Genomic DNA, 24916 nt, shown 5'->3' with positions numbered 1-24916 from the left:
GGGGTCACCGCACCGCCCGTTGACCACTTCGACCCGCCACGAGCCTGTCGAAGAGTCGAATCGAATCCCTGAACAGCACTTCGCGACGGCTCACTCCTCCGCGAGACGCCCGCGCCGAGAGGTCGCGCTCAGGCCAGGAAGCGCCGCATAGTCACCGGTGATGAGGGCTTCACGCTTGCGGCGAGACCAACCCTGAATCTGCTTCTCGCGACGGAACGCCGATCCGATGTCGTCGAACTCCTCCGCGAACACGAGTTCGACCGGCATCCGGCGGCTCGTGTAGGCCGACCCGGCGCCGGAATGATGTTGTTCCATCCGGGTGTCGAGGTCGCGGGTGCTTCCGACGTAATACGAGCCATCGGCGCAACGCAGCATGTATGCGAACGGCATCCGTCCTCCTCTGTTGCAACGATGCTGTCGTAACGCCGCCGTCAGCGCGGGATCTCTCCACAATCACGAGAAGGGCTTCGCCCCTTCGACGGGCCGGGACAGGCCCTGCTCGACCCGCTGGCCGCCAGGGTTTCGACAAGCTCAACCCACGGAGGCAAGCTCAACCCACGGGGGCGAGAACGCGAAACGTCAGGGCACGAGGCCGGCTCGGTAGGCGAAGACGACGAGCTGTGCGCGGTCCCTCGCGCCGAGCTTGAGCATGGCGTGGGACGCGTGCGTCTTCACCGTGGTCGGGCTGATGAACAAGCGCGACGCTATCTCGTCGTTCGTGAGGCCGCCGGCGATCTGCTCGACGATCTCCCGCTCGCGGTCGGTGAGCCGCTCGAGCACGGCTCGCAGTTCCTTCGTCCGCGCGAGCGCATCGCCTGCGCTCCCGCCCTGCCGCGAAGCGGCCGAGCCCTCCGGAGACGCCTCGGCGAACCTGCCGATGAGTCGACGGGTCACGCTCGGCGCGAGCAACGCGTCTCCGGCCGCGAGCACGTGTACAGCGCGCCGCAGCTCGTCCGGCTCGATGTCTTTGAGCAGGAATCCGCCCGCACCCGCCGCGAGCGCGCCGAACACGTTCTCGTCGAGCTCGTATGTCGTGATGACCAGTACGCGCACGTCGGCAAGCGCCTTCTCGTGCGCGATGACGCGCGTTGCTTGAATGCCGTCGATTCCGGGCATCCGGATGTCCATCAGCACGACATCGGGCACGAGTTCGCGAGCCAGACGCACCGCGGTGTCGCCGTCCGCGGCCTCCCCGACGACCTCGATGTCGGGATCGCGCTCCAGGATGGAACGGAATCCCTCCCGGATCAGCGCCTGGTCGTCGGCGAGCAGCACCCGGATCACGCTGGCCCCTTCCGGGCGCCGGGCGCCACCACATCTGCCCTGGTTGCCGGCGCCGCAGCGTCGGCCCCGGCGGCGGGTGCCGCCACGTCGGCGCTCAGCGGCAGTACCGCCCGCACCTCGAAACCGCCCTGGGCACGCCGGCCGGCCTGTACCGTTCCGCCGACTGCGGCGGCGCGCTCGCGCATGCCCCGGATGCCGAATCCGGTCGAAGTCGACGACGCGTCCGCGGAGGGCGCGGTTTCGCTCCCTAGCCGCACGACCGTCACGTCGCTTCGCGACGCGCCGGGACCGCCGGCTGGGGGCCCAGGCTCAACCCGCGGGACCGAGACGGAAGGCTCAACCCGCGGGGGCGGGACCGAGACGGAAGACTCAACCCGCGGGGGCGGGACCGAGACGGAAGACTCAACCCGCGGGGGCGGGACCGAGATGGAAGGCTCAACTCGCAGGGGAGCTGGATCGGCCGCGTTGCCGGCACCGTCGTCCGTCACGCTCACGACGAGCTCGTCGCCCGCAACCTGCAGCGAGACTCGCACGACGGATGCACCCGAGTGACGCACCACGTTGGTCAGCGCCTCCTGCACGATGCGATACGCGCACAGCCCCGTGATCGGGCCGATCCGGTCGAGCCCGTCGCTGTCTGCAGTCACGGTCAATCCGGACTGGCGGGCGACTTCGATCAGGTCGCCGAGGTCGGCGAGCGAGGGTTGCGGTGGCTGCGAGGCATCGGTCTGCGAGTCTCCGCGCAGAGCGGTGACGGTGCGGTGCAGCTCGGGCATGGACTGCTTCGCCAGGGCACGCACCCGCTCCATGGAACGTCGCGCGCCGGCCGGGTCGGAATCGAAGGCGTCGAGAGCGGATGCGGATTGCACCGCGATCGCCGAGATCGAGTGGGCGAGCACATCGTGCACATCGCGGGCGATGGCGAGCCGCTCCTCCGCGATGCGCTCCCGCGCCTGCGCCGTGGCCGTCTCGCGGGCCGCGTGCAGCGCTCGCTCCGCGCTGATCCTGGACTGCCGCGCGATCGCCCCGAACGCGACCATGAAGAGCAGGCCCATCGCGGGACCCGTCGTGGCGTATGAATCCCATGGCGTCGGCGTCGGCGGCAGTGCGGGAATGACCTGCCAGACGAACACGACGAGCACGGCGACGGCGATCCACCAGGCACTGCCCGCATAGGCGGCCAGCGACTCGAGCGCGACGAACATCGCGAGCACGGGCGCGCCGCCCGGGTAGCCGGCGGCATGGTATCCGGCGATGAGAACGAGCACGAGCATCGTGCACACGAACGGATGCCCGCGACGCATCAACAGCACCGCTGCGGCCGCCAGCCCGATCGCGTACGCGCCGGCCGGGAAGGCTACCGGATGCGGCCATCCGACCAGCTCCGCCCATACGCCGACCGTGATCAGTGCCGCCATCACGCACGCCAGCACGATGTCGAAGACGCGCGAGCGTACGCCCGCACCGTCGGCGCGAGCGTACAGGAGCCCCAGACCGCTCACGTGCGTAGCCTACGCAGCCACTTCGGCGCTCGCCGAGCGAGCTGCTCGACGAGTGGTCCTGCGCCCGGCACGGCGCAGCACCGGTCGACGGTACGCGGCGAATGCAAGCGCGCCGAACACCGCGGTCCAGCCGAGCAGGTTGCCGACGCTCAGCAGGGTCGGAAGGTCGCCTGCGGCAATCCGCCAGCCCAGTTCGGCCAGGTTGTACGTGGGCAGCCACACGGCGGCGTCGTGCATGCCGGTGGGCAGGATGTTCGGCGGCACCCACAGCCCGCCGAGCGCGGACAAGGCCATGTAGAGCCCATAGCTGAGCGGATAGGCGATCTCCGCACCGACCGTGAAGCCGATCGCGATGCCGAGCGCGGCGAATGTGACGCTGCCCAGCCACATGCATCCCACCAGCGCGGCCCACTGGCCCACGCTGAGGCTCACACCCTTGACCACGCCTGCGGTCAGGCAGACCAGCACGATCGCCGGCAACGCCGTCGCGACGCTCGCGATCACTTTGGCGCCGATCACCTGCACAGCGCTGATCGGCATAGCACGCACTTGCAGCAGCCAGTCAGTCTGACGCTCCTCGGCGATCCGCGGGCCCGTCGTGGAGAGCACGGCCCACACCGCGCCGTATGCGGCCATCGCGACCATGATCTCCGTGGTGCCGGGCAGCTGGCCCGGCTGAACGGGGCCGCCGCCGAACAGGGTGGCGAACAGCAGGTAGAAGCCAATCGGTGCGCCGACGGCGAGGGCGAGGTATTTCGGGTCGCGCAGCATCCGCACGATCTCGAGGCGAAGGAAGTACGTGTTCATGATCGGCTCCGTTCTGGTTGCACGCCGTCCCGTTGCGTGTCCGGGTTCTGGCGAGAGTGGATGCCCGGGTTCTGGCGAGAGTGGATGCCCGCGGTCGAGCGAGTGAGTTCGAGGAAAGTGGAGTTCAGGTCGGGCGGTGCGACCTGGAGGTCGTGCCAGCCGGGAACGGCCGTGACGAGGGCGCGGACGACACTGTCGGCATCCGCACACGTGATCGTCGCCCGCACTGCGCGGCGGCCGGCGGCACTGCGGCCCGCAGCACTGCGGCCTGCGACACCGCGGTCGCCGAGACCGTGCTCGACGGATCTGACCCCGGGCAGCGATGCCAGCCGATCGACACTCTCGGCAGCCCCGGCCGTCTCGTCGAACCGGAAACGCACGACGCTCGTTCCGGCGGTGCCCCGGATCTCTTCGGGAGTGCCGTCGGCGATCACGCGTCCGCCGGCGATGACGATCACCCGCTGCGCGTTCTCGGCGACCTCATCGAGGTAGTGGGTGGCGAACACCACGGTCTTGCCCGAGCGGGCGAAGTCGCGCATCGCGGTCCAGAACTCGGCGCGCCCCTGCACGTCGAGCGCGCGAGTCGGCTCGTCCAGCAGAAGCACCTCGGGGTTGGCGACGATCGCCATCGCGAACCGAAGCCGCTGCGCCTGACCACCGGAGAGGCGATCGACGCGGCGCTTCGCCTCATCGGCCAGCCCCGCCAGCTCGAGCGCGTGACTCGTGCTCAACGCGTTCGGATAACTGCGCTCGCACAGCCGCACGAGCTCGGCGACGCGCACCCCGGGCATGGGCCCGGCATCCTGCAGCATCCCGGCGATGCTGCCGTCGGCCACTGCGCGGGCCGCGCTGCGCCCGGCGACCCGTGCGGTGCCGGCATCCGGATGCACGATGCCGAGCATCATGCCGATCGTGGTCGATTTGCCGGCACCGTTCGGGCCGAGCAAGGCGACGGCCTCGCCCCTGCGCAGGGTGAGGTCGAGCGGATGCACCGCGACGGTGCCCGCATAACGTTTGGCGACGCCGGTCAGTTCGACCGCCGGCGCCGCCTCGAAGCCTGCGCCGGACGCCTCACGGGCCCGTGCGCGGCTGACAGTGGGAGTGCTCATGACCCGATGGTCGCCCCGGGCGGTTTCCGCCGAATCGTCCACGCGAAGCGGATGTGCGTGGCTGGCTACCGCAGCCGACTACGCCGTCTGGAGTAGTCGGCTCCGCCTCAGCCCGGCCGAGCGAGTCGCGGTCCGCAGCCCGAACGCAGGCGAATCGAGCGGGAACAGGCAGATCTTGCCTGTTATCGCGAAGAAGGCGATTTCCTGCCTGCTCCGGGGCCGAGAGAGCGGGCCGGGCTCGGTTCCGTACTCGAGGAAGGAGCTCCCTACTCGTGGAAGGAGCTCCGTACTCGTGGAAGAAGCTCCGTGCTCGTGGAAGAAGCTCCGTGCTGGTGGAAGGAGGAGAGGGCTAGCGTGTGCGCATGAGATTCGACGACAGGGTGGCCGTCGTGAGCGGTGCGGCGAACGGGATCGGGTGGGCGACCACGGAACGGTTGCTCGACGAGGGCGCACGGGTGGCACTGCTCGACCGCGAACGCGGGGTCGCGGCATCCAGGCTGGCGGAGCGCACCGAGCGGGATCCGTCGACCCCCGAGCGCACGGCCGTGCTCGAATGCGACGTGATGGATGCGGCATCCGTCGACCGGGCCGTGGCATCCGCTCTCGATCGGTTCGGCCGCCTCGACGTGCTCGCCTCGGTGGCCGGCGGCGACCACTTCGTGGCGGACGGCCTCGACGAAGCGCATTGGAACGAGATCGTCAGCCTTAACCTGCACGGTCCGATGCGCCTCGTCCGCGCCTGCCGCGAAGCACTGATCGCGAGCCGCGGCGCCATCGTCATGGTCAGCTCGGTCAACGGAATCGCGGCTTACGGCGAACCCGCGTACAGCGCCGCCAAAGCGGGGCTCACCCTGCTAGCCAAGAACCTCGCCGTCGAACTCGGGCCGTCAGGCGTGCGCATCAACGTCGTCGCTCCCGGCACCGTGCGCACCCGCGTGTGGGACCACCAGGGCGGACCGGATGCCCTCGCGCCGATGTATCCGCTCGGCCGGATCGGCGAGCCCAGCGACATCGCCGCCGCGATCACGTTCCTCGCCTCCGACGACGCCGCCTGGATCACCGGGGTCACCCTGCCGGTAGACGGCGGATCGCTCGCCGGCCCGCTCACCACGATGGGCCACGTGCTGCCGCACTGAAGCGCTTACCGTTGGTCGAGCTCGTCTCCCGTTGGTCCAGCGCGTCGACCGCTGGTCGAGCCCGTCTACCGCTGGTCGAGCCCGTCTACCGCTAACTGAGCTGTCTACCGCTAGCTGAGCTGTCTACCGCTAACTGAGCTGTCTACCGTTGGTTGAGCTTGTCGAAACCAATCGTTCAGGGTTTCGACGAGCTCAACCAACGGGAGGGGCCCAACCAGCGGGAGGGGGCCCAACCAGCGGGAAGCCGCTCACCTCAGTCGTGGGTATCGTGGCCGCGTGAAGGCATCCCACCAGGAACGCGCCGACCTGCGGCTCCTGCACATCAGCGACACCCACCTCTTCGGCGACGGATCGCTGCATTACGGCATCGTGGACACCACGGCCGCACTCGAGCGCGTGCTCGCGAAGGCGTCCGAGCTCGAGGGGATCGACGCCATCGTGCTCTCCGGAGACCTCAGCGACGACGGCAGCGAGGCGTCGTACGTCAAGCTGCGAGACCGCATCGAACCGTGGGCGGCCGCGCGGAGGGCGCAGGTGGTGTACGCGATGGGCAATCACGATCATCCGGATGCCTTCACCGCCGTGCTCGGCGACCGCACCAGGGTGCACACGATCGGCAGGCATCGCATCGTGACGCTCGACTCGTCCGTGCCCGGCGCAGCATACGGATCGCTGGACGCCGACCAGCTCGCCTGGCTGCGCGAGACGTTGTCACAGCCAGCCGACCTCGGCACCGTCGTCGTCGTGCACCACCCGCCGACGAGCGCCGTCACGCCGCTGCTGCGCCGGCTGGAGTTGAACGACCCGCACGCACTGCTCGGTCTGCTCGACGGCAGCGACGTGCGCCTCGTGCTGAGCGGCCATTACCACCACCCGCTGGTGACGTTGGAGCGGGGCATCCCGATCGTGGTGGCTCCCGGAGTGACGAACACATCGGATGTCACGGCCCCGCCCGACACGGAGCGCGCGACGATCGGCGCAGGCTTCGCGCTCGTCGAGCTGCCGGCATCCGGTGCGCCACGCATCTCGATGGTGTCGGCGCCGAGTTCTCGTGACGGAGCGCCGGTGTTCCAGCTGGATGCCGAGGGCATTCGACAGATCGCCGAGTCGTTCGGACGGCCGGAGTGAGGTCGACATCGCGAACGCGGTCGACGGTGATGAGGAGAAGAGGGTGCGCATGAGAATCGCTGTCGCTGGAGGAACGGGTGTGGTCGGAAGCCAGGTGCTGGCGGCATTGACGGAGCGAGGCCACGAAACTGTCACACTCGCGCGCAGTGCCGGTATCGACCTGTTGTCGTCCGACGGCCTCGAGGAGGCGCTCCAGGGCGTGGATGCGGTCGTGGATGTGACCTCGACCGGTGCGCAGTCGAGCAAGGCATCCGTCAGGTTCTTCGGCACGGTGACGCGCAATCTCCTGACTGCGGAGAAGCGCGCGGCGGTGCCTCACCATGTCGCGCTGTCGATCGTGGGCGCGGCGAAGGCCGACAGCGGGTACTACGCGGGCAAGGCTGCGCAGGAGCGCGCCGTCATGGCCCTGGCTGGCGGCTGGACCATTCTGCGCGCCACACAGTTCCACGAGTTCGCCCAGCAGATGGTCGCTCGCGTCGCGTTCGGACCGCTTCAGCTGGCACCCGTGGCCCGGTGCCAGCCGATCGCGGCCGCCGATGTGGGCGACGCGCTTGCAGAGATCTCGGTGGGCGAGCCGCGCGGGCTCGACAGAGACCTGGCCGGCCCGCGCGAGGAGCAGATGACACGGATGATCCGCGCCTACCTCGCCGCTACCGGCACACGCCGGCTGGTCGTGAACGTCACCATGCCCGGCGCGATGGGCAAGAGCATGCGGGATGGCTCGATCCTGCCGGGTCCGGGCGCACGGCTGGGTGAGCAGACGTTCGACGAGTGGCTGGCGCAGACCGCCTCTCGATAGGAGACTGCGGAGTTTCGACACACGAGCTCGGCAGCGTAGCCGCCTCGGCGCCGCCCCCTCATCGCCGGTTTCGGCGCGCCGCCTACGGCGTGACCGCCGCGCGATGGGGAGCGTCGCGGCGATGGCCCGCCGGGCCTGCGCTTTCAGCTCCAGCGCGCGTGCTGCACCACCCAGGTGTGCATCGCGATCGCGGCCGCCGCCGACGCGTTGATCGAACGCGTCGAGCCGAACTGCGCGATCTCGACGATGGCATCCGCCGCGTCCATCGCCTCGGCCGAGAGACCGGGCCCCTCCTGCCCGAACAGCAGCACGCAGCGCTGCGGCAGGTCGAACGACTCCAGCCGCACGCTGCCCGGCACGTTGTCGACGGCGATGACGGGCATCCGCTCGCCCCGCGCCCAGTCCACGAGGTCGGCGATCGTGTCGTGGTGCACGACGTGCTGGTAGCGATCGGTGACCATGGCGCCGCGCTTGTTCCAGCGCCGTCGCCCGACGATGTGCACCGTGTGGGCGAGGAACGCGTTGGCGCTGCGCACGATCGAGCCGATATTCATGTCGTGCTGCCAGTTCTCGATGGCGACGTGGAACGGATGCCTGTGAGCATCCAGCTCCGCCACGATCGCCGCGATACGCCAGTACCGGTATCGGTCGACGACGTTGCGGGTGTCGCCGCCTGCCAGCAGTTCCGGGTCGTACCGGTCATCGTCCGGCCAGGCATCCGGTCCACCCGGCCACGGCCCGACTCCGTGCGTCGACTGCTCCGGGCTGGGAGCGGGAGCGTCGACCCTGCCGCTGGACGCCTGCGAATCAGCCGAACCCGACTCGGTGGAGAAGAGATCGGGCACGCACTCAGCCTAGATCCGAGCCTCGGTCCCCGAAGACCTTGCGGGTGATCGCGGCCACATCGCGGTCCAGTCCGTCTATACGCCGCTCGAGGCCGTCCATACGCCGCTCGAGGCCGTCCATGCGCCGCTCCAACGCCTCGAAACGCAGGCCGACCTCGGTTCGGAACGCGCCCAGCTCCACACGGATGCCCCTCAGTTCGGCTCCGATGGTGCGGTTCAGCAGAGTCATCGTCAACGTGACGAATCCGATCAACGTGGCGGAGAGCACGCCGATGACCGTCCAGGTCTGCGCGTCGCTCAGGGTAACCACCTCCTCAGTCTCCCGTGCGGGTCTTCTCGACGGTAGGCGGCGACCGTGCCGCATCGGCGCGAAGCAGCTGCCCCTGATCACAACCTGGCCGCCGGCGCAGCTGTGGACGCAGAGCCGGCGCCGACAGCCTCCGCCTCGGCCGCGCGCTCGCCCGAGTGCTGGAGTTCATGTGCACGGCATCCGCGCGACACGGGAGATCACGAGCCCCGACTACCCTTGAATCAGGATGACGAGGGAGGCTCATTGAGCGGTCGCGACGAGATCGAGTGCTGGCTCACCGACATGGACGGCGTGCTCGTGCACGAGAACACCGCGCTTCCGGGTGCCGCTGCGCTCATCCAGCAGTGGCGCGACAGCGGCACTCCCTTTCTCGTGCTGACGAACAACTCGATCTTCACGCCGCGCGACCTGGCCGCCCGGCTTCGCACCTCGGGACTGGATGTTCCGGAAGACGCGATCTGGACATCCGCGCTGGCCACCGCCGCGTTCTGCAAGTCGCAGATGCCCGGTGGAAGCGCGTTCGTGATCGGCGAGGCCGGCATCACGACGGCGCTGCACGAGGCGGGATTCATCCTCACCGAGACCAACCCGGACTACGTGATCGTCGGTGAAACGCGCAACTACTCGTTCGAGGCGATCACGAAGGCGATCCGCCTCATCGTGCAGGGGGCGCGGTTCATCGTCACCAACCCGGATGCGACCGGTCCGAGTGCCGACGGGCCCCTCCCGGCGACCGGCGCGATCGCCGCGCTCATCACCAAGGCGACCGGTCGGGAACCGTACGTGGTCGGCAAGCCGAACCCGATGATGTTCCGCTCGGCGATGAACAAGATCGGCGCGCACTCCGAGAACACCGGCATGATCGGCGACCGCATGGACACCGACATCGTCGCCGGCATCGAGGCGGGCCTGCACACCGTGCTCGTACTCACCGGCATCAGTGACCGAGCCGAGATCGAGCGGTATCCGTTCCGCCCGGACGAAGTGCTCGACGGGGTCTTCCAGCTGGTGCCGGATGAGCCGCTGGAGTCCGACGCGATCTGAGGCGTCCACGCACCTGTAGTCTCGGGGCATGGCCGACGATGCACGGAACGTGTTGGATGCCCTCGCTACGATCACCGCACCCTGGCAGCCGCATCGGCTGACGAGCATCAACGACTACGATCTCAAGGTCGTCAAGCTGGAGGGCGAGTTCGTCTGGCACACGCATCCGGATACCGATGAGCTCTTTCTCGTGATCAGCGGAAACCTGACGATTCAGTTGCGCGACCGCGATGTCACGCTCGGACCGAACGACGTGTTCGTCGTGCCCAGGGGCGTCGAGCACTGTCCCCGCGCCGACAGCGAGGTGCAGGCGTTGCTCTTCGAGCCCAAGGGAACCGTCAACACCGGAGACGCCGGCGGCGACCTGACGTCGGAACTCCGCGAGCTCGGCTGACCGCTGCTGCCAGACTGTGCGGGTGACGATCCTGCATCTCGCGTACCGCTCCGACTGGGAGTCCGCGCTCGAGTCGGGCGAGTACCGGATGTCGACGCGCGGCGCAACGCTGGATGACGTCGGGTTCATCCACGCCTCGTATCCCGGGCAGTTGGCGCGAACCGCTGAGCTGTTCTACGCCGACGACGATCGGGAGCTCTGCGTGCTCGTGCTGGACGAGACCCTCATTCGTGCTGACGGTGTTCGGGTGATCGAAGAAGACGGCGGCAGTGGCGAGTTGTTCCCTCATGTCTACGGAGCGATCAAGCCGAGCTGGGTCGTCGAGGTGCGCCCTGCCGGATTCGACGAGCTGAAGAGGTTCCAGTTCTCGTAGTGCGCGGGCGCCGCGATAGCGTCGACCCGTGACATCCTTCGCCGAAACCGTGCCCCTCTTCGGACCCCTCGCCACCCTCGAACCGCTTTCGCTCGACCATGCCGAAGGGCTCGGCCGAGCCGCGGCCGACGGCGAGCTCTGGAAGATCTGGTACACGACCGTGCCGACGCCCGATGGGATGGCCGCCGAGATCGAGCGTCGGCTGGCGCTCCAGCAACAGGGCACGATGGCACCGTGGGCCATCCGCAACACCCGCACCGGCGAACTCGTCGGCATGACGACCTACTGCAACATCTCACAGCCCGATCTGCGCGTCGAGATCGGCTACACGTGGATGGCGGCATCCGCCCACGGGACCGGCGTGAATCCCGACGCCAAGCGCCTGCTGCTGGCGCGCGCGTTCGACACTCTCGGATGCAACGCCGTCTACTTCCACACGCACTGGCACAACCGGCAGTCCCGGGCTGCGATCGAGCGCCTCGGCGCGAAGCAAGACGGCGTGCTCCGCAGCTACCAGGTCTTCAAGGGCGTGGTGCGCGACACCGTGACGTACTCCATCCTGAACATCGAATGGCCAGCCGTGCGGCACGGACTCGACGCCCGCATCGGCCAGCACACCGCCGTCGCCGGCTGAGCCCGCCATACCGCCAGCTGAACCCACCGCCGGTTGAGCCCTCGTATCGCGGGTTGAGCCTGGTCGCGCTGCGACGCGAACATCACGGGGCTCTCAGGTCGCAGTTTCTGTCGGTTCGCAGTCGTCAGAGTGACGAGAACCGCGACCTGGAGCGGCCACACGTGCCCGGCGATCCTCTATTGCGGGCCGGGGCCCGCGAGGCTTCCGGTGATCGGCTGGCCGGATGACCGGCTCACGAAGCAGTAGTAGGAGCGCTGACCGCCTTGCCACTGCTTCTCGGTGACCGGATAGCTGCCCTGAACCTGGGCGTCGTCGTACTGGCCGGCGGCGTCAAGGTTCAGCACCCCGGGACGCGAGCAGAGCACGTTGATCTGCGAGGCGAGCTGAGCGGCGCCCGGAAAGGCGGCCTTCGGATCCGCCGAGAACACCGCGGTGTAGACCATCTGGCCGGCGTGGGGCGAGGCGCAGTCGACGACAGTGAACGTGTTGGCCCAGGGCGTCGTGAACGGCTGCAGGCATTCACCTCCGCGGAGTGTGTTCCACGGATGCTTCCCAGGAGCCTGCGGTCCGGTCGCGACGGGCGTCGCGGTCGGCGTGGGGGTCGGGGCGGCGGTCTTCGTCGGCGTGGGGCTCGGAGTGACCGCGGCCGTCGGCTGCATGGCCGTACGTCCCACGATGAACAGCGCGATGAGCAGCAGCACGAGCAACATGGCGCAGGCGACGATCAGCATGATGCGCTGCGCTCGCGGCGACGGACCGCTGACGTCGTCGTCGGAGTACCCCGAACCGCCTCCGCCGCCCGAGTGAGAACGGCCGGAGCCGCCAGCGGCGCCAGAGCCGCCGGGTGCGCCAGAGCCGGAGGCTCGTCGCGACCGGCGGGGGTGCTGGTCCGCAGCGCCCGTGCCGCTGCTGGATGCTGCGGCGGCTGCGCCCGCACCCGCGGCTTGGGCACCGGCGGCTCCGGCGCCCGTCGCACCCGCTCCGGTGGCGCCTGCTCCGGCCACCGAGGCGGCAGCGCTGTGCAGTGCGGTGTCGTCCGCGGCCTGCGGCGTCGCAACGGCCGAAGCTCCCCACGGCCAGGCGGGCGCGTCGCGATCCTCGCGTAGCGTGCCGAACGCTGCCGCGTCGCTCGCGGAGCCCCCCGGCATCGTCATGGTGGAGGCGGTCGCGTCGCTGTCATCCGTTGTCGACACCGATGCATCGGGAGTCTCGATCTCGGACGTCTCGGGATGCCCGTCGATCAGGTCGCCGAAGAGCGACCACGATGTGCTCGCGACCGGCTCAGTCGGCGGGCTTGGCTCGACCGGCGGGCTCGGATCGACCGGCGATGGGGACGCCGACTCGACGTCTGGCGGTTCGGGATCGGGCTGGATGGCTGGCGGTTCGGGCGCCGGTACCGGGCCGGGCGCGGGCGTCGGGTGCGGAACATCCGACACGGTTTCCGGATCGGCGTGCCGGCGGGAACGCCGCAGCCACGGCAGCGTCACGGTCCCCGGCGCCGACGGGGGCTCCGGTTCCGTGGGCGAGGCATGCGCGGCGGCTGCAAACTCCTCGGGCGTTGCGGGCGGCCCTGATGCTGCGGCAGGCGCTGGCGCCGGCACGACTGACGGCGGTTCGCGTCTGACGGGCAACTCGGCAGGAGGCGGCTCGGCAGGAGGCGCCCAGGCCGGTATCGCGATCGTCGGCGGCGGAACCGTACCGGGCATGACGTCGACGTTCGGCGGCGCGGCAGGAAGCATCGGCGGAATGGCGGGCCCCGTGGGCGGAGCCACGAACGGGCCCGGCTGCTCCGCCGGCACGGCCGGCTCCACGCGCACGGCCGGCTCCGCGGGCACAGGCTGCGCAGGCGGCGCGATCGGCTCGCGGGGAGCGACCGGTTCGGGCACAACAGGTTCCGCGAGCTCGGGCGCTGCCGGTTGCGCAGGCTCATGCGTCGGCGGTCCGCTGGGCGCGGACGCCGCCGGCCACTCGGATGCCGCCGGCCACTCGGACGTCACCGGCCGTTCGGATACCACCGGCCACTCGGACGCCACTGGCGGCTCGGACGTCATCGGCCGCTCGTACTCGGGCGGAACATACGGCGCGAGCGGAACCGTCGGCGGCACGAGGCCGCGGTGGTGCCGCGACGCCTCGTCGCCGCGTTGAGGATCACGAGCATCCGCAGCATCGACGGACGCGTCGGCCTCTGCTTTCGCGCCGTCGCCGTGCACGAGCGGGTCGGGCTCGTCATTCGGAGTCAGGCCCCAGAAGAACGTGTTCTCGCCTTCCGCGGACAAACGTGTCGACGGCGTGCGAGGGTTGGACTCCGGACGCGGCGGAATCGGCATCGACAACTCGGGGATGTCGTATGTCGGCGGTGCGGAGCGCGGATCGGGGAGGTCGGGCGCAGGCGGTGGCGTCGCCGACGGAACCGGCGGGAATGCGGGCTCGTAGGCATCCGGATCGTTGTCGACCTCGATGTCGTACGCAGAATCGTCGTGAGCGGCTTCGCCCTCGGAACCGTCGTCGCCGACGCCGAACAACGACGCGAAGTCGTCGTCGTGGTCGTCGGGCTCCTTCGGCCCTCGCGAGGAGAAGCGTGCCACTAGGCGAGTCCCAGGTCGTCCAGTCCGATGGCGGCGAGATACGGGTACCCGGCCTGCTCGATGACCTCGCGAGCGCCGGTATTGCGGTCGACGACGACAGCGACGGCCGCGATCTCGGCGCCGACCTTCTTCAGCGCCTCGATCGCCTTGAGCGGTGAGCCTCCGGTGGTGGAGGTGTCTTCGAGCACGATGACGCGCTTGCCCGCAAGTTCCGGGCCCTCGACCTGCTTGCCTCGGCCGTGGTCCTTCGGCTCCTTGCGCACGACGAACGCGTCGTAGGCCAGGCCGCGCACGGCGCCCTGGTGCAGTATCGCGGCCGCAATGGGGTCGGCGCCCATGGTCATTCCGCCAACGGCGACCACCCCGGGAACCTCGGCGATGAGGTCGAGCATGACCTGCCCGATCAGAGGTGCGACCCGGTGGTCGAGGCTCACCTTGCGCAGGTCCACGTAGAACGATGCCTTCTTGCCGCTCGTCAGCGTGAAGTCTCCGTGGAAGACGGCGTCGCCGGAGATGTGGTCGATGAGCTGCTGGCGGGTGTCGGTCACGGCAATAGATTAGTCGGGGTGGGGCTGTGAGGGCCCCGGACGCCCGGCACCCACCGCGGGTCGAGCCCGCCGGAACCGCGGCACCCACCCGCCGGTCGAGCCTGTCGAACCCCAGCACCCACCCGCCGGTCGAGCCCGTCGAAACCCCAGCACCCACCCGCCGGTCGAGCCCGTCGAAACCCCAGCACCCACCCGCCGGTCGAGCCCGTCGAAACCCCAGCACCCACCCGCCGGTCGAGCTTGTCGAAACCTCGACACCCACCCCGCGGGTTGAGCTTGTCGAAACCCCAGCACCCACCGCGGGTCGAGCCCGCCGAAACCGCGGCACCACCGCGGGTTGAGCTTGTCGAAACCGCGGCACCACCGCGGGTTGAGCTTGCCGAAGCCCTGCGTCCGGTGGGTCTGGTTTCGCTGCCTAACGCACGGCCGTCACGTCGCTTCACGACGCGCCGGAGCCGGCGTTGGGGCCCCCAGCTCAACCAGCGGTAGCGACGGGATCGGCAGACGGTGGGCGCATACTCTGGTGCGATGCGCATCGCACATGTCGTCAGGGTGGCCGCCGTTGTGCTCGCGCTCGGCACCGTCGGCGCCGCGGGTGCCTTCGTCGCATCGGAGCCCGCCCACGCATCCGTGAGCCACGCATCCGACCTGAGGCCGTCATCCGGCGGCGACATCCGCCCGTTCGCCGCCGATCCCGTGTCATCGCTCACCCTCGACCGGTTCGACGCCGTGTTCGACCTGCATCGGGACGCGGCGAAGAACTCGTCGATGACGATCACCGAGACGATCGGCGTGCGGTTCCCCGAGGCCGACGTGAACCACGGCATCGAGCGGGCGATCCCGACGTTCAACCAGGACATCGCACTGCACCCGCGCATCCTGTCGATCACGGATGCCCCAGGGCACGCCCCAGCCGTACACGACGGTGAACAGCAACGACGCCGGCTACGGCGACGACATGACCGTTCTGCGCATCGGTGACAAGAACACGTATGTGCACGGCGCGATGACGTACATCCTTCGATACACGCTGCAGAACGTCGTGTGGCATTTCGCGGACACGAACGACGCGGAGCTGTACTGGGACGTCAACGGATCAGGGTGGGATTCGCGCATCGGCGAGGCATCGGTGCGCATCAATCTTCACGACGGCACCGCTGCCGGCCTGAACGGGCAGAAGGCGTGTTATCCCTCAGCCAAGGAGTCGGCCGAAGGGGTCTCGGATGCGCCGTGCACGATCGGCACGGACGGCGCTTCGATCGTCTCCAGCGTGCGCGGGCTCAACCACTACAAGTCGCTCACTGTCGCGATCGGCTTCGAGAACGCGGCTTTCGCCGAACCTCCGCACGCCCGTCAAGAGTGGCAGTGGGTGATCGTGCCGTGGCTGTTCCTCATTCCGTTGCTGGGCGGTCTCGCCTGGGTGATCTATCTGCGCACCGGGCCGTTCCGCGATGCCAAGGGACGCGGGATCATCGTGCCGGAATACGACGCGCCGCGCGGCGTCTGGCCCATGCTCGCCGCCGACTTCTTGCGACGGGGCAACGCGGCATTCCCCGCCGAACTCGTCGGCTTGGCCGTCGGCAGATACCTCACCATTTCTGAGAACGCGGATGCCCCGAGCAGCTCCCGCTACACGGTCACGCTCACGAACGCCGACTGGTCAGCACTCGACAGCTCCGAGGTGGCGCTGCTGCAGGTTCTGTTCCCCGGGGCAGTCGCCGGCAACTACCGAGTGCTCGACCAGACGGATCGCACGCTGGGGGATGCGTTGGCGAAGCAACGGGCATCCGCTCCGAAGCGCGTCACCGACCTCGGGCTTCGCGCCAGAGCGAAGCGCCGGGGCAACGGCTGGGTGCGGTTCGGCCTGTTCGTGCTGCTGGTTCTGCCGATCGTGCACCTGGGCTTCGCCGCCGCGAACCACGCGGGCGTGTGGTGGATCGTGCTGCCCGACATCGCCGCCGCGGTCTTCGCGATCGTGCTGCTCGTGCTGACCGCGCCGCGGCTGCGCATCACCGACCAGGGTGCTGACGTGCGCGACCATCTGGCGGGTTTGAAGCAGTACATCGAACTGGCCGAGAAGGACCGGCTGCGGTTCCTGCAGAGCCCGAAGACGGCGGAGCGCGTCGACGTGAGCGACAGTGTTGACGTAGATGACAGGGGCGCGGTGGTGAAGCTGTACGAGAAGGTGCTGCCGTACGCGATGGTGTTGGGCGTCTCCGAGCAGTGGGTGAAGGTGCTGCAGGACCGCTACGCGACCACCGGCGAGAACGCACCCGACTGGTACAGCGGCCCGTCGCCGTTCCTCACGCTCGCCCTGTGGTCGAGCGCGTTCTCCACCGCCAGCTTCGCCACCACGCCGGCCTCGTCGAGCGGAAGCTCGAGCTCGTTCGGCGGCTCAGGGGGCGGCGGCTTCTCCGGCGGCGGTGGTGGAGGAGGCGGTGGCGGCGGCTGGTGACACCTGCGGCCCGGGCCTCGAGCACTCACGCCACCGCGGCGGAGTATAGGTAGCACCCAGCGATTGCGCCACATCGACGTAATCGCGCCAGGAAGTGTGGCGCAACAACGGATATCCGGCGCAAACAGCACGCAGGCATCCGGCGCAAACAGCACGCGGGCGGGCGGCGCAGACCGGGCGCGGCCGCCTGTCGGGCCCAGCCGATAGATTGGGCCGCATGCGTGTGGCCACCTGGAACGTGAACTCCATCCGCGCGCGCGTGCGCCGAACCGTCGACTGGCTCGTGCGCGAAGACGTGGACGTTCTGGCGATGCAGGAGATCAAGTGCAAGCCGGAGCAGTTCCCGATCGAGGCGTTCGAAGAGGCCGGCTACGAGGTGGCGATCCACGGTCTCAACCAGTGGAACGGGGTCGCCATCGCGTCCCGTCTGCCGATCGAGGATGTCGCGACCGAGTTCGACGGCATGCCCGGATTTCTCAAGGGCGAGGAGGGTCCCGACCTACCACGAGAGGCGCGAGCGATCGGCGCGACGATTGCCGGCCTGCGCCTCTGGAGTCTCTACGTTCCGAACGGCCGTTCGCTGCAAGACCCGCACTACGCGTACAAGCTCGACTGGCTGGCCACTTTGGCGGCGGATGCCCGCACCTGGCTGACCGAGAACCCCGACCAGCCGCTCGCGCTGATGGGGGACTGGAACATCGCTCCGACGGATGCCGACAACGGCGACCCCACCGTCGTCCCGGGCGAGTCGACCCACATCTCCGCGCCGGAGCGCGAGGCCTTCGCCGCGTTCGAGGCGATCGGCATGACCGATGTGGTGCGCGCGTATCAGCCGGAGGGCTTCACCTACTGGGACTACAAGCAGCTGCGGTTCCCGCGCAACGAGGGCATGCGCATCGACTTCATCCTGGGCTCGCAGCCGTTCGCCGACCTCGTGACGCACGCGAGCATCCATCGCAATGAGCGCAAGGGTGACGCGCCGAGCGACCACGTGCCCGTGCTGGTCGACCTCGACGTCTCGCTGCACGGCGGGAACGAAGACGAAGACCGCCCGATGATCTTCGGCTGAGCCCGCCCCTTTTGTAGGCATCCACGCACAGAAACCGTATGAGCCTCCGCGCGATACAACGTTGCAACGAAAGTGAGCGATGGGTTGGCGCCCACGGCCCCTGGTTCGCTATGGTGTGGCGGCGGTCGCAACCCGGGCGGCCGCGTCCTCGACGAGGAGGATGAGTGAGCCAGACCTCTGCCGCAACGATCGGCGACCCGACCCGACAACGGCCGCGCACCCTGCTGTTCTCGCTGTTCGTGCTGAACACGGTGCTGATGGCGTCGTACGCGTCGTACATCGTGATCTTCATTCCCAACCAGGTGCAATCGATCGACCCCGCGCAGAAGGTGGGCAACCTCGCGATCGTGATGACGGCATCCTCGATCGTCGCCATCTTCGTGCAGCCGATCGTCGGCGCCTTCTCCGATCGCACCAGAAGCCGGCTGGGCCGTCGCGCCCCGTGGATGCTCATGGGCGCGGGCGGCGGCGCCCTCTTCATGCTCCTCCTCGCCGGCACCCAGTCGCTGCTGTGGATCACCGTGTACTGGGTTCTCATGCAGCTCTCGCTGAACGCGCTGAATGCGCCGATCACCGCCGTCGTGGCCGACCGGGTTCCACGAGAACGCCGGGGCGTCGCCTCCTCCCTGCTCGCCATGGGCGCCCTCGTCGGCATGGGTGCCGGCGTGCTGGGGGCCGGCGTGTTCGCGGAGAGCATCGGGGTCGGTTACAGCGTGTTCGCCGCCGCCGTGCTGATCGCGGCGTTCGGCTTCGTGCTGCTGAACCGCGACTTCTCATCGCGTGACATGTCGCGGCCGCCCTTCTCGTGGCGCCGGTTCGCCGTGGCGTTCTGGGTGAGCCCGCGCAAGCATCCGGACTTCGCCTGGGCGTTCGCGGCGCGGTTCCTGATGATCCTCGCGTACCAGGGCGTTCAGACCTATCTGCTCTACATCCTGCGCGACCTGGTGCATCTGAGCATCGACGAGTCCAATTCGCTGGCCGGGATGCTGACCGTGGCGCAGTTGCTCACCGCACTGCTGAGCACCTACGCATCGGGCAAGCTCTCGGACCGGATCGGTCGGCGGAAGCCGTTCGTCGTCGCGGCATCCATCATCATGGCCGCCGCGCTCGCGATCCCTCTGCTCTTCCCGACGGTTGCCGGGATGTTCGCCCTGGCCGCCTTGTTCGGCCTCGGCTATGGGGTCTACCTCAGCGTCGACCTCGCCCTGATGACCCAGGTGCTGCCGTCGGAAGACACCTCGGCGGGCAAGGACCTGGGCATCCTCAACGTCGCCACCACGCTGCCGCAAGCACTCACCCCCGTGGTGGCGTGGATGCTCATCTCGGTCAGCGGCGGATACGGATCGATCTTCGTCGCGGGCATCGCGTTCGCCGTGCTCGGGGCGCTCGCCGTCCTGCCGATCAGGAGCGTGCGGTGAACCCTCGCGGCACCTCACCGAGAGCGCTTTCGATCCCGCGGAGCCCGGTATGCCCGATGCGCGATGACCCGACCCGCCACCGACGGCCCCGACCCGAAGGACGGCCAGCATGACCGTTCCTCCCGAGCACGAGATCACCACTCCCGTCGACCTGTGCCTACCTAGCGGCCGCCTCAACCGAGCGGCCATCGGCTTCACGCGCCGGCAACTGCACAACACCGACGGCATCGGTCGCGGCGCGTACGCATGGGGGCGCAACAAGCGCTGGGAGTACTGGGCGATCACGACGCCGACGCACATCGTCTCGCTCACGGTGTCGGCGCTCGACTACGCCGCGCTCCATCAGGTGTGGGTGCTCGATCGCGCAACGCTCACCGAGATCGACGCCGTCGCCATCAGCCCGTTCAGCGGCAGCGTGACCCTGCCGGGAACGTTCGCCTCCGGTCCGGCACGCGCTCGAACGAAGAAGGTGTCGATCGACATCGAGGAGGTCGACGGCGGCACGCGCATCCGTGCGACGACGGCCAGAGTGCGGCTCGACGTCGTCGCGACGAGACCGCCCGGGCACGAGGCCATGGGTGCCGCCGTGCCGTGGACGAACCGACTGTTCCAGTACACGGTGAAGGATGTCGACCGCCCGGCTCACGGGTCGCTCACGGTCGACGGTGTCGAATACGCAGTTCCCGAAGGGGAGTGCTGGGCGGTGCTCGACCATGGACGCGGCCGCTGGCCGTACTCGGTGCACTGGCAGTGGGGCGCCGCTGCGGGACTGGCCGGCGGCCACCGCATCGGCGTGCAGCTCGGCGGCGAGTGGACACCGGATGACGGACCCACCGAGAACTCGCTGAACTACGACGGACGGGTCAACAAGATCCCCGGGCAGCTGCGCTGGCAGTTCGACACGTCGGACTGGCTCGCACCGTGGCACATCACCGGCGAACGCGTCGATCTCGTCTTCACGCCGTTCCACGATCACGCGTCCACGACCGACTTCGGAATAATCCGTTCGGTCGGTCATCAGTGCTTCGGCCACTACAGCGGATGGATGGCCGACGACGCCGGTACGCGCGTCGCGATCGACGGCCTGCTCGGCTGGGCGGAAGACGTGCGCAACCGCTGGTGATCCTTCCGGCCGGCTGTGCTTCACCGGCTGGTCGAGCGGCGCTCACCGGCTGGGCCAACCCGCGGTTCAGCTTCACCTTCGGTTCGGCTTCACCCGGGCTTCGGCTTCACCCGCTGATCGAGCTGTGCTCGCTGATCGAGCTGTGCTCGCTGGTCGAGCTTCAGCCCTCGAGGCTCAACCCCCGGCGTGTCATCACGCCAGCAGCCACGCAATGATGATCAGCACGGGAGTCGCTGCGATCGTGGTGACGAGCACGGTGTCGCGGGCGAGCACCTCGCCGCGCTGGTAGCGGCTGGCGAAGTTGTAAACGTTCTGCGCCGTGGGAAGCGCTCCCAGCGCGACGGCCGCGAACAGCGCGTGGCCGTGCAGGCCGAGCAACGATGCCACCACATATGCCACGAGCGGCATGAACACGACCTTGCCGACGGATGCCGCGATGATCGGCATCCGTTCGTGCGCAGCGCGAAGCGGCCGGGCGCCGCGCAGCGACATGCCGAAGGCGAGGAGCACCAGCGGAACCGCAGCTCCGCCGAGCAGCTCGAACGGCTGGAAGACGACATCAGGAACCTTCCAGCCGGTCAGAGCGAGCGCGAGCCCCGCGAGCGACGCGAGAATCATCGGGTTGCGCACCGGCTGCGTGACGATGGAGCGGATCGATGCTCTCCCGTGCGCCGTGATGTCGAGCACGACCAGAGCCGTCGGCGCGAACACGATCAGCTGGAGCAGGAGTACGGGCGCGACGAAGGATGCATTCCCCAACACGTATACGGCGACCGGCAATCCGATGTTGTTGGCGTTGACGTAGCCGGCGCCGAGCGCGCCGATCGTCGTCTCTGCTGCGGATCTGCGGAAGAACAGCCGACTCACCAGCACGAAGACACCGGCAGCGGCAATCGCAGAGGCGGCGGCGATGATCACGCTCGACGAGAACACCTCGTGAAGATCGGCCTTGGCGAGCACTGTGAACAGCAGCGCCGGGTTCGTCACGAAGAACGCGACGCGATTCAGCACGAACCCGGCAGACGGGCCCCCGACGCCGAGTCGTCCCGCGACGTAGCCGACCACGATGACGAACGCGATGATCCCGAACCCGATCAGCACGCCTGTCACCGCTCAAGCCTACGGAGCGCACGGCGCGGGGATGTGCGATGGCAAACTGTTGCCGTCGCGGTCGGCCGCCCAGGTGGCGCGCGGGTCGGTGCAGCCGTGACGGTAACCGGATCGCCGTCGCGGCAGATGGATCGGCGTTGCGGCAAACGGACCGGCCGTGCCTGGCTCGGGCATCCGTGCGGTCGTAGGCTCGGATCATGCCACACCTGAGCGTGCCGGGAGCCGAGCTGTACTACGAGGCGGAGGGGCCGGCATCCGCTCCGGCCGTGCTGCTGATTCACGCGGGGATCGCTTCGTTGCGCATGTGGGATCCGCTCGTGCCGGCTCTCGCCGACGACCACTACGTCGTGCGGTTCGACACCCGAGGCTTCGGTCAGACCCGCACCGACGATGTGAAGTTCAGCGACCGTCCCGACGCGCTCGAGGTGCTGGACCATCTCGGTGTGCAGAACGCGTGCGTCGTCGGCGCTTCACGCGGGGGCCGGATCGCCCTCGACCTCGCGCTCGAGGCCCCCGAGCGCGTCACGGGCGTGGTCACGGTCGGGTCCACCCCGAGCGGCCTGCCGGATGTCGAGCTGACGGATGCCGAAGACGCCGCGTTCGACGCCCTCGACGACGCATACGAGGAGCAGGACTGGCCCCGGCTCGTCGAACTCGAGACGTTGCTGTGGGCCGTCGCTCCGACGAGAGACGCGGCGGATCTCGACCCCGCATTCGTAGACGCCGCGCACGCGTTGAACCGTCCCAACGCCGCACACCGTGCCGAGGCGCCCATCGCCGCGCCCGCGGAGCCCACTGCCTACGAGGCGATCAACGACCTGCAGGTGCCCCTGTTGGCGACGGCCGGCGAGTTCGACCTGTCGTCCGAACTGGCCGCGCAGGCGTTCCTCGTGTCGGCGCTGCCGCGATCCGAGGGGTACATCTTCAGCGACACGGCGCACCTGCCGAGCGTGGAGCATCCGGACGAGTTCAACGGCGTGCTCCGCGCCTGGCTGGCGAAGCACCGCCTCTGAGGGCGGCCCCGCCGCGGCCGGGCATCTTGTCTGCGCCACAACTCCGTGTTTGCGCCACGTCTTGTGGCGCGAACACGGAGACGTGGCGCAATTGCACGCAGCCCAGGGCTTGTGCCTCGGCTTCAGCGACGGCCGACGAAGTCGTCCATCGAGGAGTACACGCCGAAGACCGGGCCGGCCACGGCATCCCACGCCCTCACCGGAAGGATGCCCTTCAGCGCTCTGGCCAGCGCGACCGACTTCGGCAGCGTGAGCAGCGGACGGCCGGCGAGCATGGCATCCCACACCCTGTCGACCACGTACTCAGGTCGCAGGATCGGCGTGAGCAGCGGCCCATGCACACCCTCGAACATGCCGGTGTCGATGTAGCTTGGTGCGACGGTCGTGACCTTTACGTTGCCGTGGTCTTCGCGTTCGAGCTCGAGCCGCAGCGAGTCGCTCCAGCCGATCACCGCCCACTTGGATGCCGCGTAGACGCTCATGCGCGGATTCGACAGCAGCCCCGCGGCCGACGCGACGTTCACGATGCGTTTGGCGCGGTAGGCATCCTTGATCATCGACGGGAGGAACTCGCGCGTCACGTACATCGGCGCCAGCGCGTTGACCTGCATGATCTTGCGGGTGTCGTCGCCGTTGTCGTGCTCCCAGAACAGAGCCCCACGCACGATGCCGGCGTTGTTGATGAGGATGTCCGGATCGCCTGCCGCCTTGCGCACCTTGTGCGCGGTCTGTGCGATGGCGCCTAGCTCGCTGACGTCGACGACATACGGGTGGATGCTCGTGCCCGGCTCCGCGACCGCCCGCAGCACCTCCGCGACCTCGTCGAGCGCTGAGCGGTCGACATCCCACAGCACGACGGAGGCCGCCCCCTCGAGCACGGCGCGCTCTGCGTAGAGCTTGCCCATGCCGCTGGCCGCACCCGTGATGAGGATGCGCGCGCCTCGTACCGTGCGTGTCACGTGTTCTATTGTCGCGGGTCGTGCGCACGGCCGATTTCACTGTGCCGGCATCAGAAGCAGCTATCTGAGAGCTATTCGTCGACAGCTCGCGGTTCGTGGCGTAGGCGAATCTGTCCGAGCCTTCCCGAGTAGACGCCAAGAACCCACGGCCCCGGATCAGTGACCGCTCGCTCGATTCGTGCTTCGTTGGATACCCGGCGCGCGAGCGCCTCCTGCCCGGTGAGGTTTCCACTCGCAATGACGAGCACGCGCGCTTCTGCCGATGCGATCGCCTCCGCTTCAAGTGGCCGCTTCGCTACATTGCGGTCCTTTGTGATGAGGACTTCACCGTGCTCGGATGCATCACGAATCCAGACGGGGTCCTCGATACCCTGCGACTCTGCCGCGCCGTAGCGCTCATCCAAGGAGACGACGATCCACCCGGCGGCACGCAGCCCGGCAGGCGGGATGCGCGAGCCGACTCCACGGTCGATGAAGAACCGCTGGCCGGCGCGCATCGCGAATCAGGCAGTTGCGTAGTTCAGGTACAGCAGGTCGTTGAGGTCGAGTCGGAAGTCCTCCGCGACTTCCGCCGGCGGTTCCCCCGCACGCACTCGGCCGAGTACATCATCGATGGCGATCCCGCGCGATTCGATCGTCGGCCTGCCACCGTTCAGCAACGGCCGCACGATGACCTTCGCATCAGTGAATTGGCGGAGCGCGATCGAGGATGCATAGCCGAGTTCGCTGAAGTCGATTTGCCTCAGGTAGCCCTCTACAACCTCGTTGAAGACAGCCTGCCCGTTGCGCACGACCATGAGTCGTTTGTCTGCCGGGTCGTCCGACTTGATGAGAACCTCGGCGCCATCGGTGACGAGTCGGCGGTTCGCCAGCGCATGATCCAATTGCAAATGCTCTTTGAGCATTAGAACGGCCGGGCGAATGCGCTGAAGTGGAAGGCCGGCCTTCCGAAATGCGTTGAGCACGTATGCCTCAGCCAATCCGGTGAAGGACACCTGTGGGCCCGCCCCTTGCCGACCCCTTCTATGACAGGGGGATAGAAGCGCCTGTCGGCGGCGCGCCCCACGAGCCAGCTGTGGACGGTGGACGCAGGGGCAGCCACGATGCTCGCCACCTCGCCCTTCGTGTACAGCGGCACCATGTACACGCGATCCAGGGTCTGCTTGCTCACGTGGTGAGGATAGCGACGACCTATGACTCGGTCCTGCAGGCACCGCGTTCCTGTGGACTTCTGTTGTTGCGGGCATGCATACGACTCAGCTCGGGCGGTG

Annotated in this window: 27 protein-coding genes; 13 read left to right on the top strand and 14 right to left on the bottom strand. The window is 68.6% G+C overall.

Annotated features, from left to right (window positions below; translation table 11 throughout):
* Window positions 1–90: 90 nt before the first annotated feature.
* From ACYVDK_RS06315 to ACYVDK_RS06295, 5 genes are all read right to left on the bottom strand, one after another.
* Window positions 91–390 carry a GIY-YIG nuclease family protein gene (locus ACYVDK_RS06315; RefSeq protein WP_460519558.1) on the bottom strand — a complete coding sequence of 100 codons (300 nt, stop codon included), beginning with the start codon at window positions 388–390 and terminating at the stop codon, window positions 91–93.
* Between the two features lie 189 nt (window positions 391–579).
* Window positions 580–1284, bottom strand: coding sequence for a response regulator (locus tag ACYVDK_RS06310; RefSeq protein WP_460519555.1), 705 nt, complete (start codon window positions 1282–1284; stop codon window positions 580–582).
* Window positions 1281–2786: a sensor histidine kinase gene (locus ACYVDK_RS06305; protein ID WP_460519552.1), complete on the bottom strand. Its 1506-nt coding sequence runs from the start codon at window positions 2784–2786 to the stop codon at window positions 1281–1283. Before ACYVDK_RS06305 ends, ACYVDK_RS06310 begins: the two co-directional genes overlap by 4 nt.
* 9 nt (window positions 2787–2795) lie before the next feature.
* Window positions 2796–3593, bottom strand: coding sequence for an ABC transporter permease (locus tag ACYVDK_RS06300; RefSeq protein ID WP_460519549.1), 798 nt, complete (start codon window positions 3591–3593; stop codon window positions 2796–2798).
* A complete protein-coding gene (locus ACYVDK_RS06295; RefSeq protein ID WP_460519546.1) occupies window positions 3590–4702 on the bottom strand; it encodes an ABC transporter ATP-binding protein in 1113 nt (370 codons plus the stop codon). The genes ACYVDK_RS06300 and ACYVDK_RS06295 overlap by 4 nt, the downstream gene beginning before the upstream one ends.
* A 362-nt stretch (window positions 4703–5064) precedes the next feature.
* On the opposite strand from ACYVDK_RS06295, the gene ACYVDK_RS06290 reads away from it, so the two are divergent.
* The 3 genes from ACYVDK_RS06290 to ACYVDK_RS06280 all read left to right on the top strand — a co-directional run bounded on the left by ACYVDK_RS06290 (window position 5065) and on the right by ACYVDK_RS06280 (window position 7765).
* A complete protein-coding gene (locus ACYVDK_RS06290; RefSeq protein WP_460519543.1) occupies window positions 5065–5838 on the top strand; it encodes an SDR family NAD(P)-dependent oxidoreductase in 774 nt (257 codons plus the stop codon).
* A 276-nt stretch (window positions 5839–6114) separates the two neighbouring features.
* On the top strand, window positions 6115–6966 hold the full coding sequence (locus ACYVDK_RS06285) for a metallophosphoesterase family protein (protein ID WP_460519540.1): 852 nt from the start codon (window positions 6115–6117) through the stop codon (window positions 6964–6966).
* Between the two features lie 49 nt (window positions 6967–7015).
* Window positions 7016–7765 carry an SDR family oxidoreductase gene (locus tag ACYVDK_RS06280; RefSeq protein WP_460519537.1) on the top strand — a complete coding sequence of 250 codons (750 nt, stop codon included), beginning with the start codon at window positions 7016–7018 and terminating at the stop codon, window positions 7763–7765.
* A 143-nt stretch (window positions 7766–7908) separates the two neighbouring features.
* On the opposite strand, the gene ACYVDK_RS06275 is transcribed toward ACYVDK_RS06280, so the two are convergent.
* Window positions 7909–8610, bottom strand: coding sequence for an RNA methyltransferase (locus tag ACYVDK_RS06275; protein WP_460519534.1), 702 nt, complete (start codon window positions 8608–8610; stop codon window positions 7909–7911).
* A gap of 4 nt (window positions 8611–8614) precedes the next feature.
* Complete coding sequence (locus ACYVDK_RS06270; protein ID WP_460519531.1) at window positions 8615–8920, bottom strand: hypothetical protein; 306 nt, start codon at window positions 8918–8920, stop codon at window positions 8615–8617.
* Window positions 8921–9163: 243 nt separating this feature from the next.
* On the opposite strand from ACYVDK_RS06270, the gene ACYVDK_RS06265 reads away from it, so the two are divergent.
* From ACYVDK_RS06265 to ACYVDK_RS06250, 4 genes are read left to right on the top strand one after another with little or no spacing between them, the layout of a single operon-like run.
* Entirely contained in the window at window positions 9164–9964 is an 801-nt protein-coding gene (locus tag ACYVDK_RS06265) for an HAD-IIA family hydrolase (RefSeq protein ID WP_460519528.1), read from the top strand.
* Between the two features lie 28 nt (window positions 9965–9992).
* Complete coding sequence (locus ACYVDK_RS06260) at window positions 9993–10358, top strand: cupin domain-containing protein (protein WP_460519525.1); 366 nt, start codon at window positions 9993–9995, stop codon at window positions 10356–10358.
* Window positions 10359–10380: 22 nt separating this feature from the next.
* Complete coding sequence (locus ACYVDK_RS06255; protein WP_460519523.1) at window positions 10381–10731, top strand: DUF952 domain-containing protein; 351 nt, start codon at window positions 10381–10383, stop codon at window positions 10729–10731.
* Between the two features lie 28 nt (window positions 10732–10759).
* The gene (locus ACYVDK_RS06250; RefSeq protein WP_460519520.1) at window positions 10760–11365 is read left to right on the top strand and encodes a GNAT family N-acetyltransferase; all 606 of its coding nucleotides are present in this window, start codon (window positions 10760–10762) and stop codon (window positions 11363–11365) included.
* Window positions 11366–11541: 176 nt separating this feature from the next.
* Here ACYVDK_RS06250 and ACYVDK_RS06245 read toward each other — a convergent pair whose 3' ends face one another.
* Both ACYVDK_RS06245 and pyrE read right to left on the bottom strand, forming a co-directional pair.
* Entirely contained in the window at window positions 11542–13950 is a 2409-nt protein-coding gene (locus ACYVDK_RS06245) for a septum formation family protein (protein WP_460519517.1), read from the bottom strand.
* Complete coding sequence (gene pyrE, locus ACYVDK_RS06240) at window positions 13950–14498, bottom strand: orotate phosphoribosyltransferase (RefSeq protein WP_460519514.1); 549 nt, start codon at window positions 14496–14498, stop codon at window positions 13950–13952. The genes ACYVDK_RS06245 and pyrE overlap by 1 nt, the downstream gene beginning before the upstream one ends.
* Before the next feature lie 528 nt (window positions 14499–15026).
* On the opposite strand from pyrE, the gene ACYVDK_RS06235 reads away from it, so the two are divergent.
* The 5 genes from ACYVDK_RS06235 (at window position 15027) to ACYVDK_RS06215 (ending at window position 20563) form a co-directional block, all read left to right on the top strand.
* On the top strand, window positions 15027–15479 hold the full coding sequence (locus ACYVDK_RS06235; RefSeq protein ID WP_460519511.1) for a hypothetical protein: 453 nt from the start codon (window positions 15027–15029) through the stop codon (window positions 15477–15479).
* The gene (locus ACYVDK_RS06230) at window positions 15391–16953 is read left to right on the top strand and encodes a DUF2207 domain-containing protein (protein WP_460519508.1); all 1563 of its coding nucleotides are present in this window, start codon (window positions 15391–15393) and stop codon (window positions 16951–16953) included. Before ACYVDK_RS06235 ends, ACYVDK_RS06230 begins: the two co-directional genes overlap by 89 nt.
* 217 nt (window positions 16954–17170) lie before the next feature.
* A complete protein-coding gene (locus tag ACYVDK_RS06225; protein WP_460519505.1) occupies window positions 17171–18022 on the top strand; it encodes an exodeoxyribonuclease III in 852 nt (283 codons plus the stop codon).
* Window positions 18023–18186: 164 nt separating this feature from the next.
* Complete coding sequence (locus ACYVDK_RS06220) at window positions 18187–19440, top strand: MFS transporter (RefSeq protein ID WP_460519503.1); 1254 nt, start codon at window positions 18187–18189, stop codon at window positions 19438–19440.
* Window positions 19441–19549: 109 nt separating this feature from the next.
* Window positions 19550–20563: a DUF2804 domain-containing protein gene (locus ACYVDK_RS06215; RefSeq protein WP_460519501.1), complete on the top strand. Its 1014-nt coding sequence runs from the start codon at window positions 19550–19552 to the stop codon at window positions 20561–20563.
* 192 nt (window positions 20564–20755) lie between these two features.
* On the opposite strand, the gene ACYVDK_RS06210 is transcribed toward ACYVDK_RS06215, so the two are convergent.
* Window positions 20756–21673 (bottom strand): AEC family transporter, encoded by a 918-nt coding sequence (locus tag ACYVDK_RS06210; RefSeq protein WP_460519498.1) that lies wholly within the window; start codon window positions 21671–21673, stop codon window positions 20756–20758.
* Window positions 21674–21870: 197 nt separating this feature from the next.
* Here ACYVDK_RS06210 and ACYVDK_RS06205 point away from each other — a divergent pair, with 197 nt between their 5' ends.
* Window positions 21871–22686 carry an alpha/beta fold hydrolase gene (locus ACYVDK_RS06205; protein WP_460519495.1) on the top strand — a complete coding sequence of 272 codons (816 nt, stop codon included), beginning with the start codon at window positions 21871–21873 and terminating at the stop codon, window positions 22684–22686.
* Between the two features lie 122 nt (window positions 22687–22808).
* Here ACYVDK_RS06205 and ACYVDK_RS06200 read toward each other — a convergent pair whose 3' ends face one another.
* From ACYVDK_RS06200 to ACYVDK_RS06185, 4 genes are all read right to left on the bottom strand, one after another.
* Window positions 22809–23645 (bottom strand): SDR family oxidoreductase, encoded by an 837-nt coding sequence (locus ACYVDK_RS06200; RefSeq protein ID WP_460519492.1) that lies wholly within the window; start codon window positions 23643–23645, stop codon window positions 22809–22811.
* A gap of 71 nt (window positions 23646–23716) precedes the next feature.
* Window positions 23717–24142: a PIN-like domain-containing protein gene (locus ACYVDK_RS06195; protein WP_460519490.1), complete on the bottom strand. Its 426-nt coding sequence runs from the start codon at window positions 24140–24142 to the stop codon at window positions 23717–23719.
* Window positions 24143–24148: 6 nt separating this feature from the next.
* The gene (locus ACYVDK_RS06190; RefSeq protein ID WP_460519610.1) at window positions 24149–24610 is read right to left on the bottom strand and encodes a DUF433 domain-containing protein; all 462 of its coding nucleotides are present in this window, start codon (window positions 24608–24610) and stop codon (window positions 24149–24151) included.
* Window positions 24550–24816, bottom strand: coding sequence for a hypothetical protein (locus ACYVDK_RS06185; RefSeq protein ID WP_460519613.1), 267 nt, complete (start codon window positions 24814–24816; stop codon window positions 24550–24552). The genes ACYVDK_RS06190 and ACYVDK_RS06185 overlap by 61 nt, the downstream gene beginning before the upstream one ends.
* Window positions 24817–24916: the final 100 nt, after the last annotated feature.

It is taken from the genome of Humibacter antri, from assembly GCF_054777235.1.
Note: the sequence above shows the minus strand (reverse complement) of the source record. Positions and strands in the feature narration are given on the sequence as shown.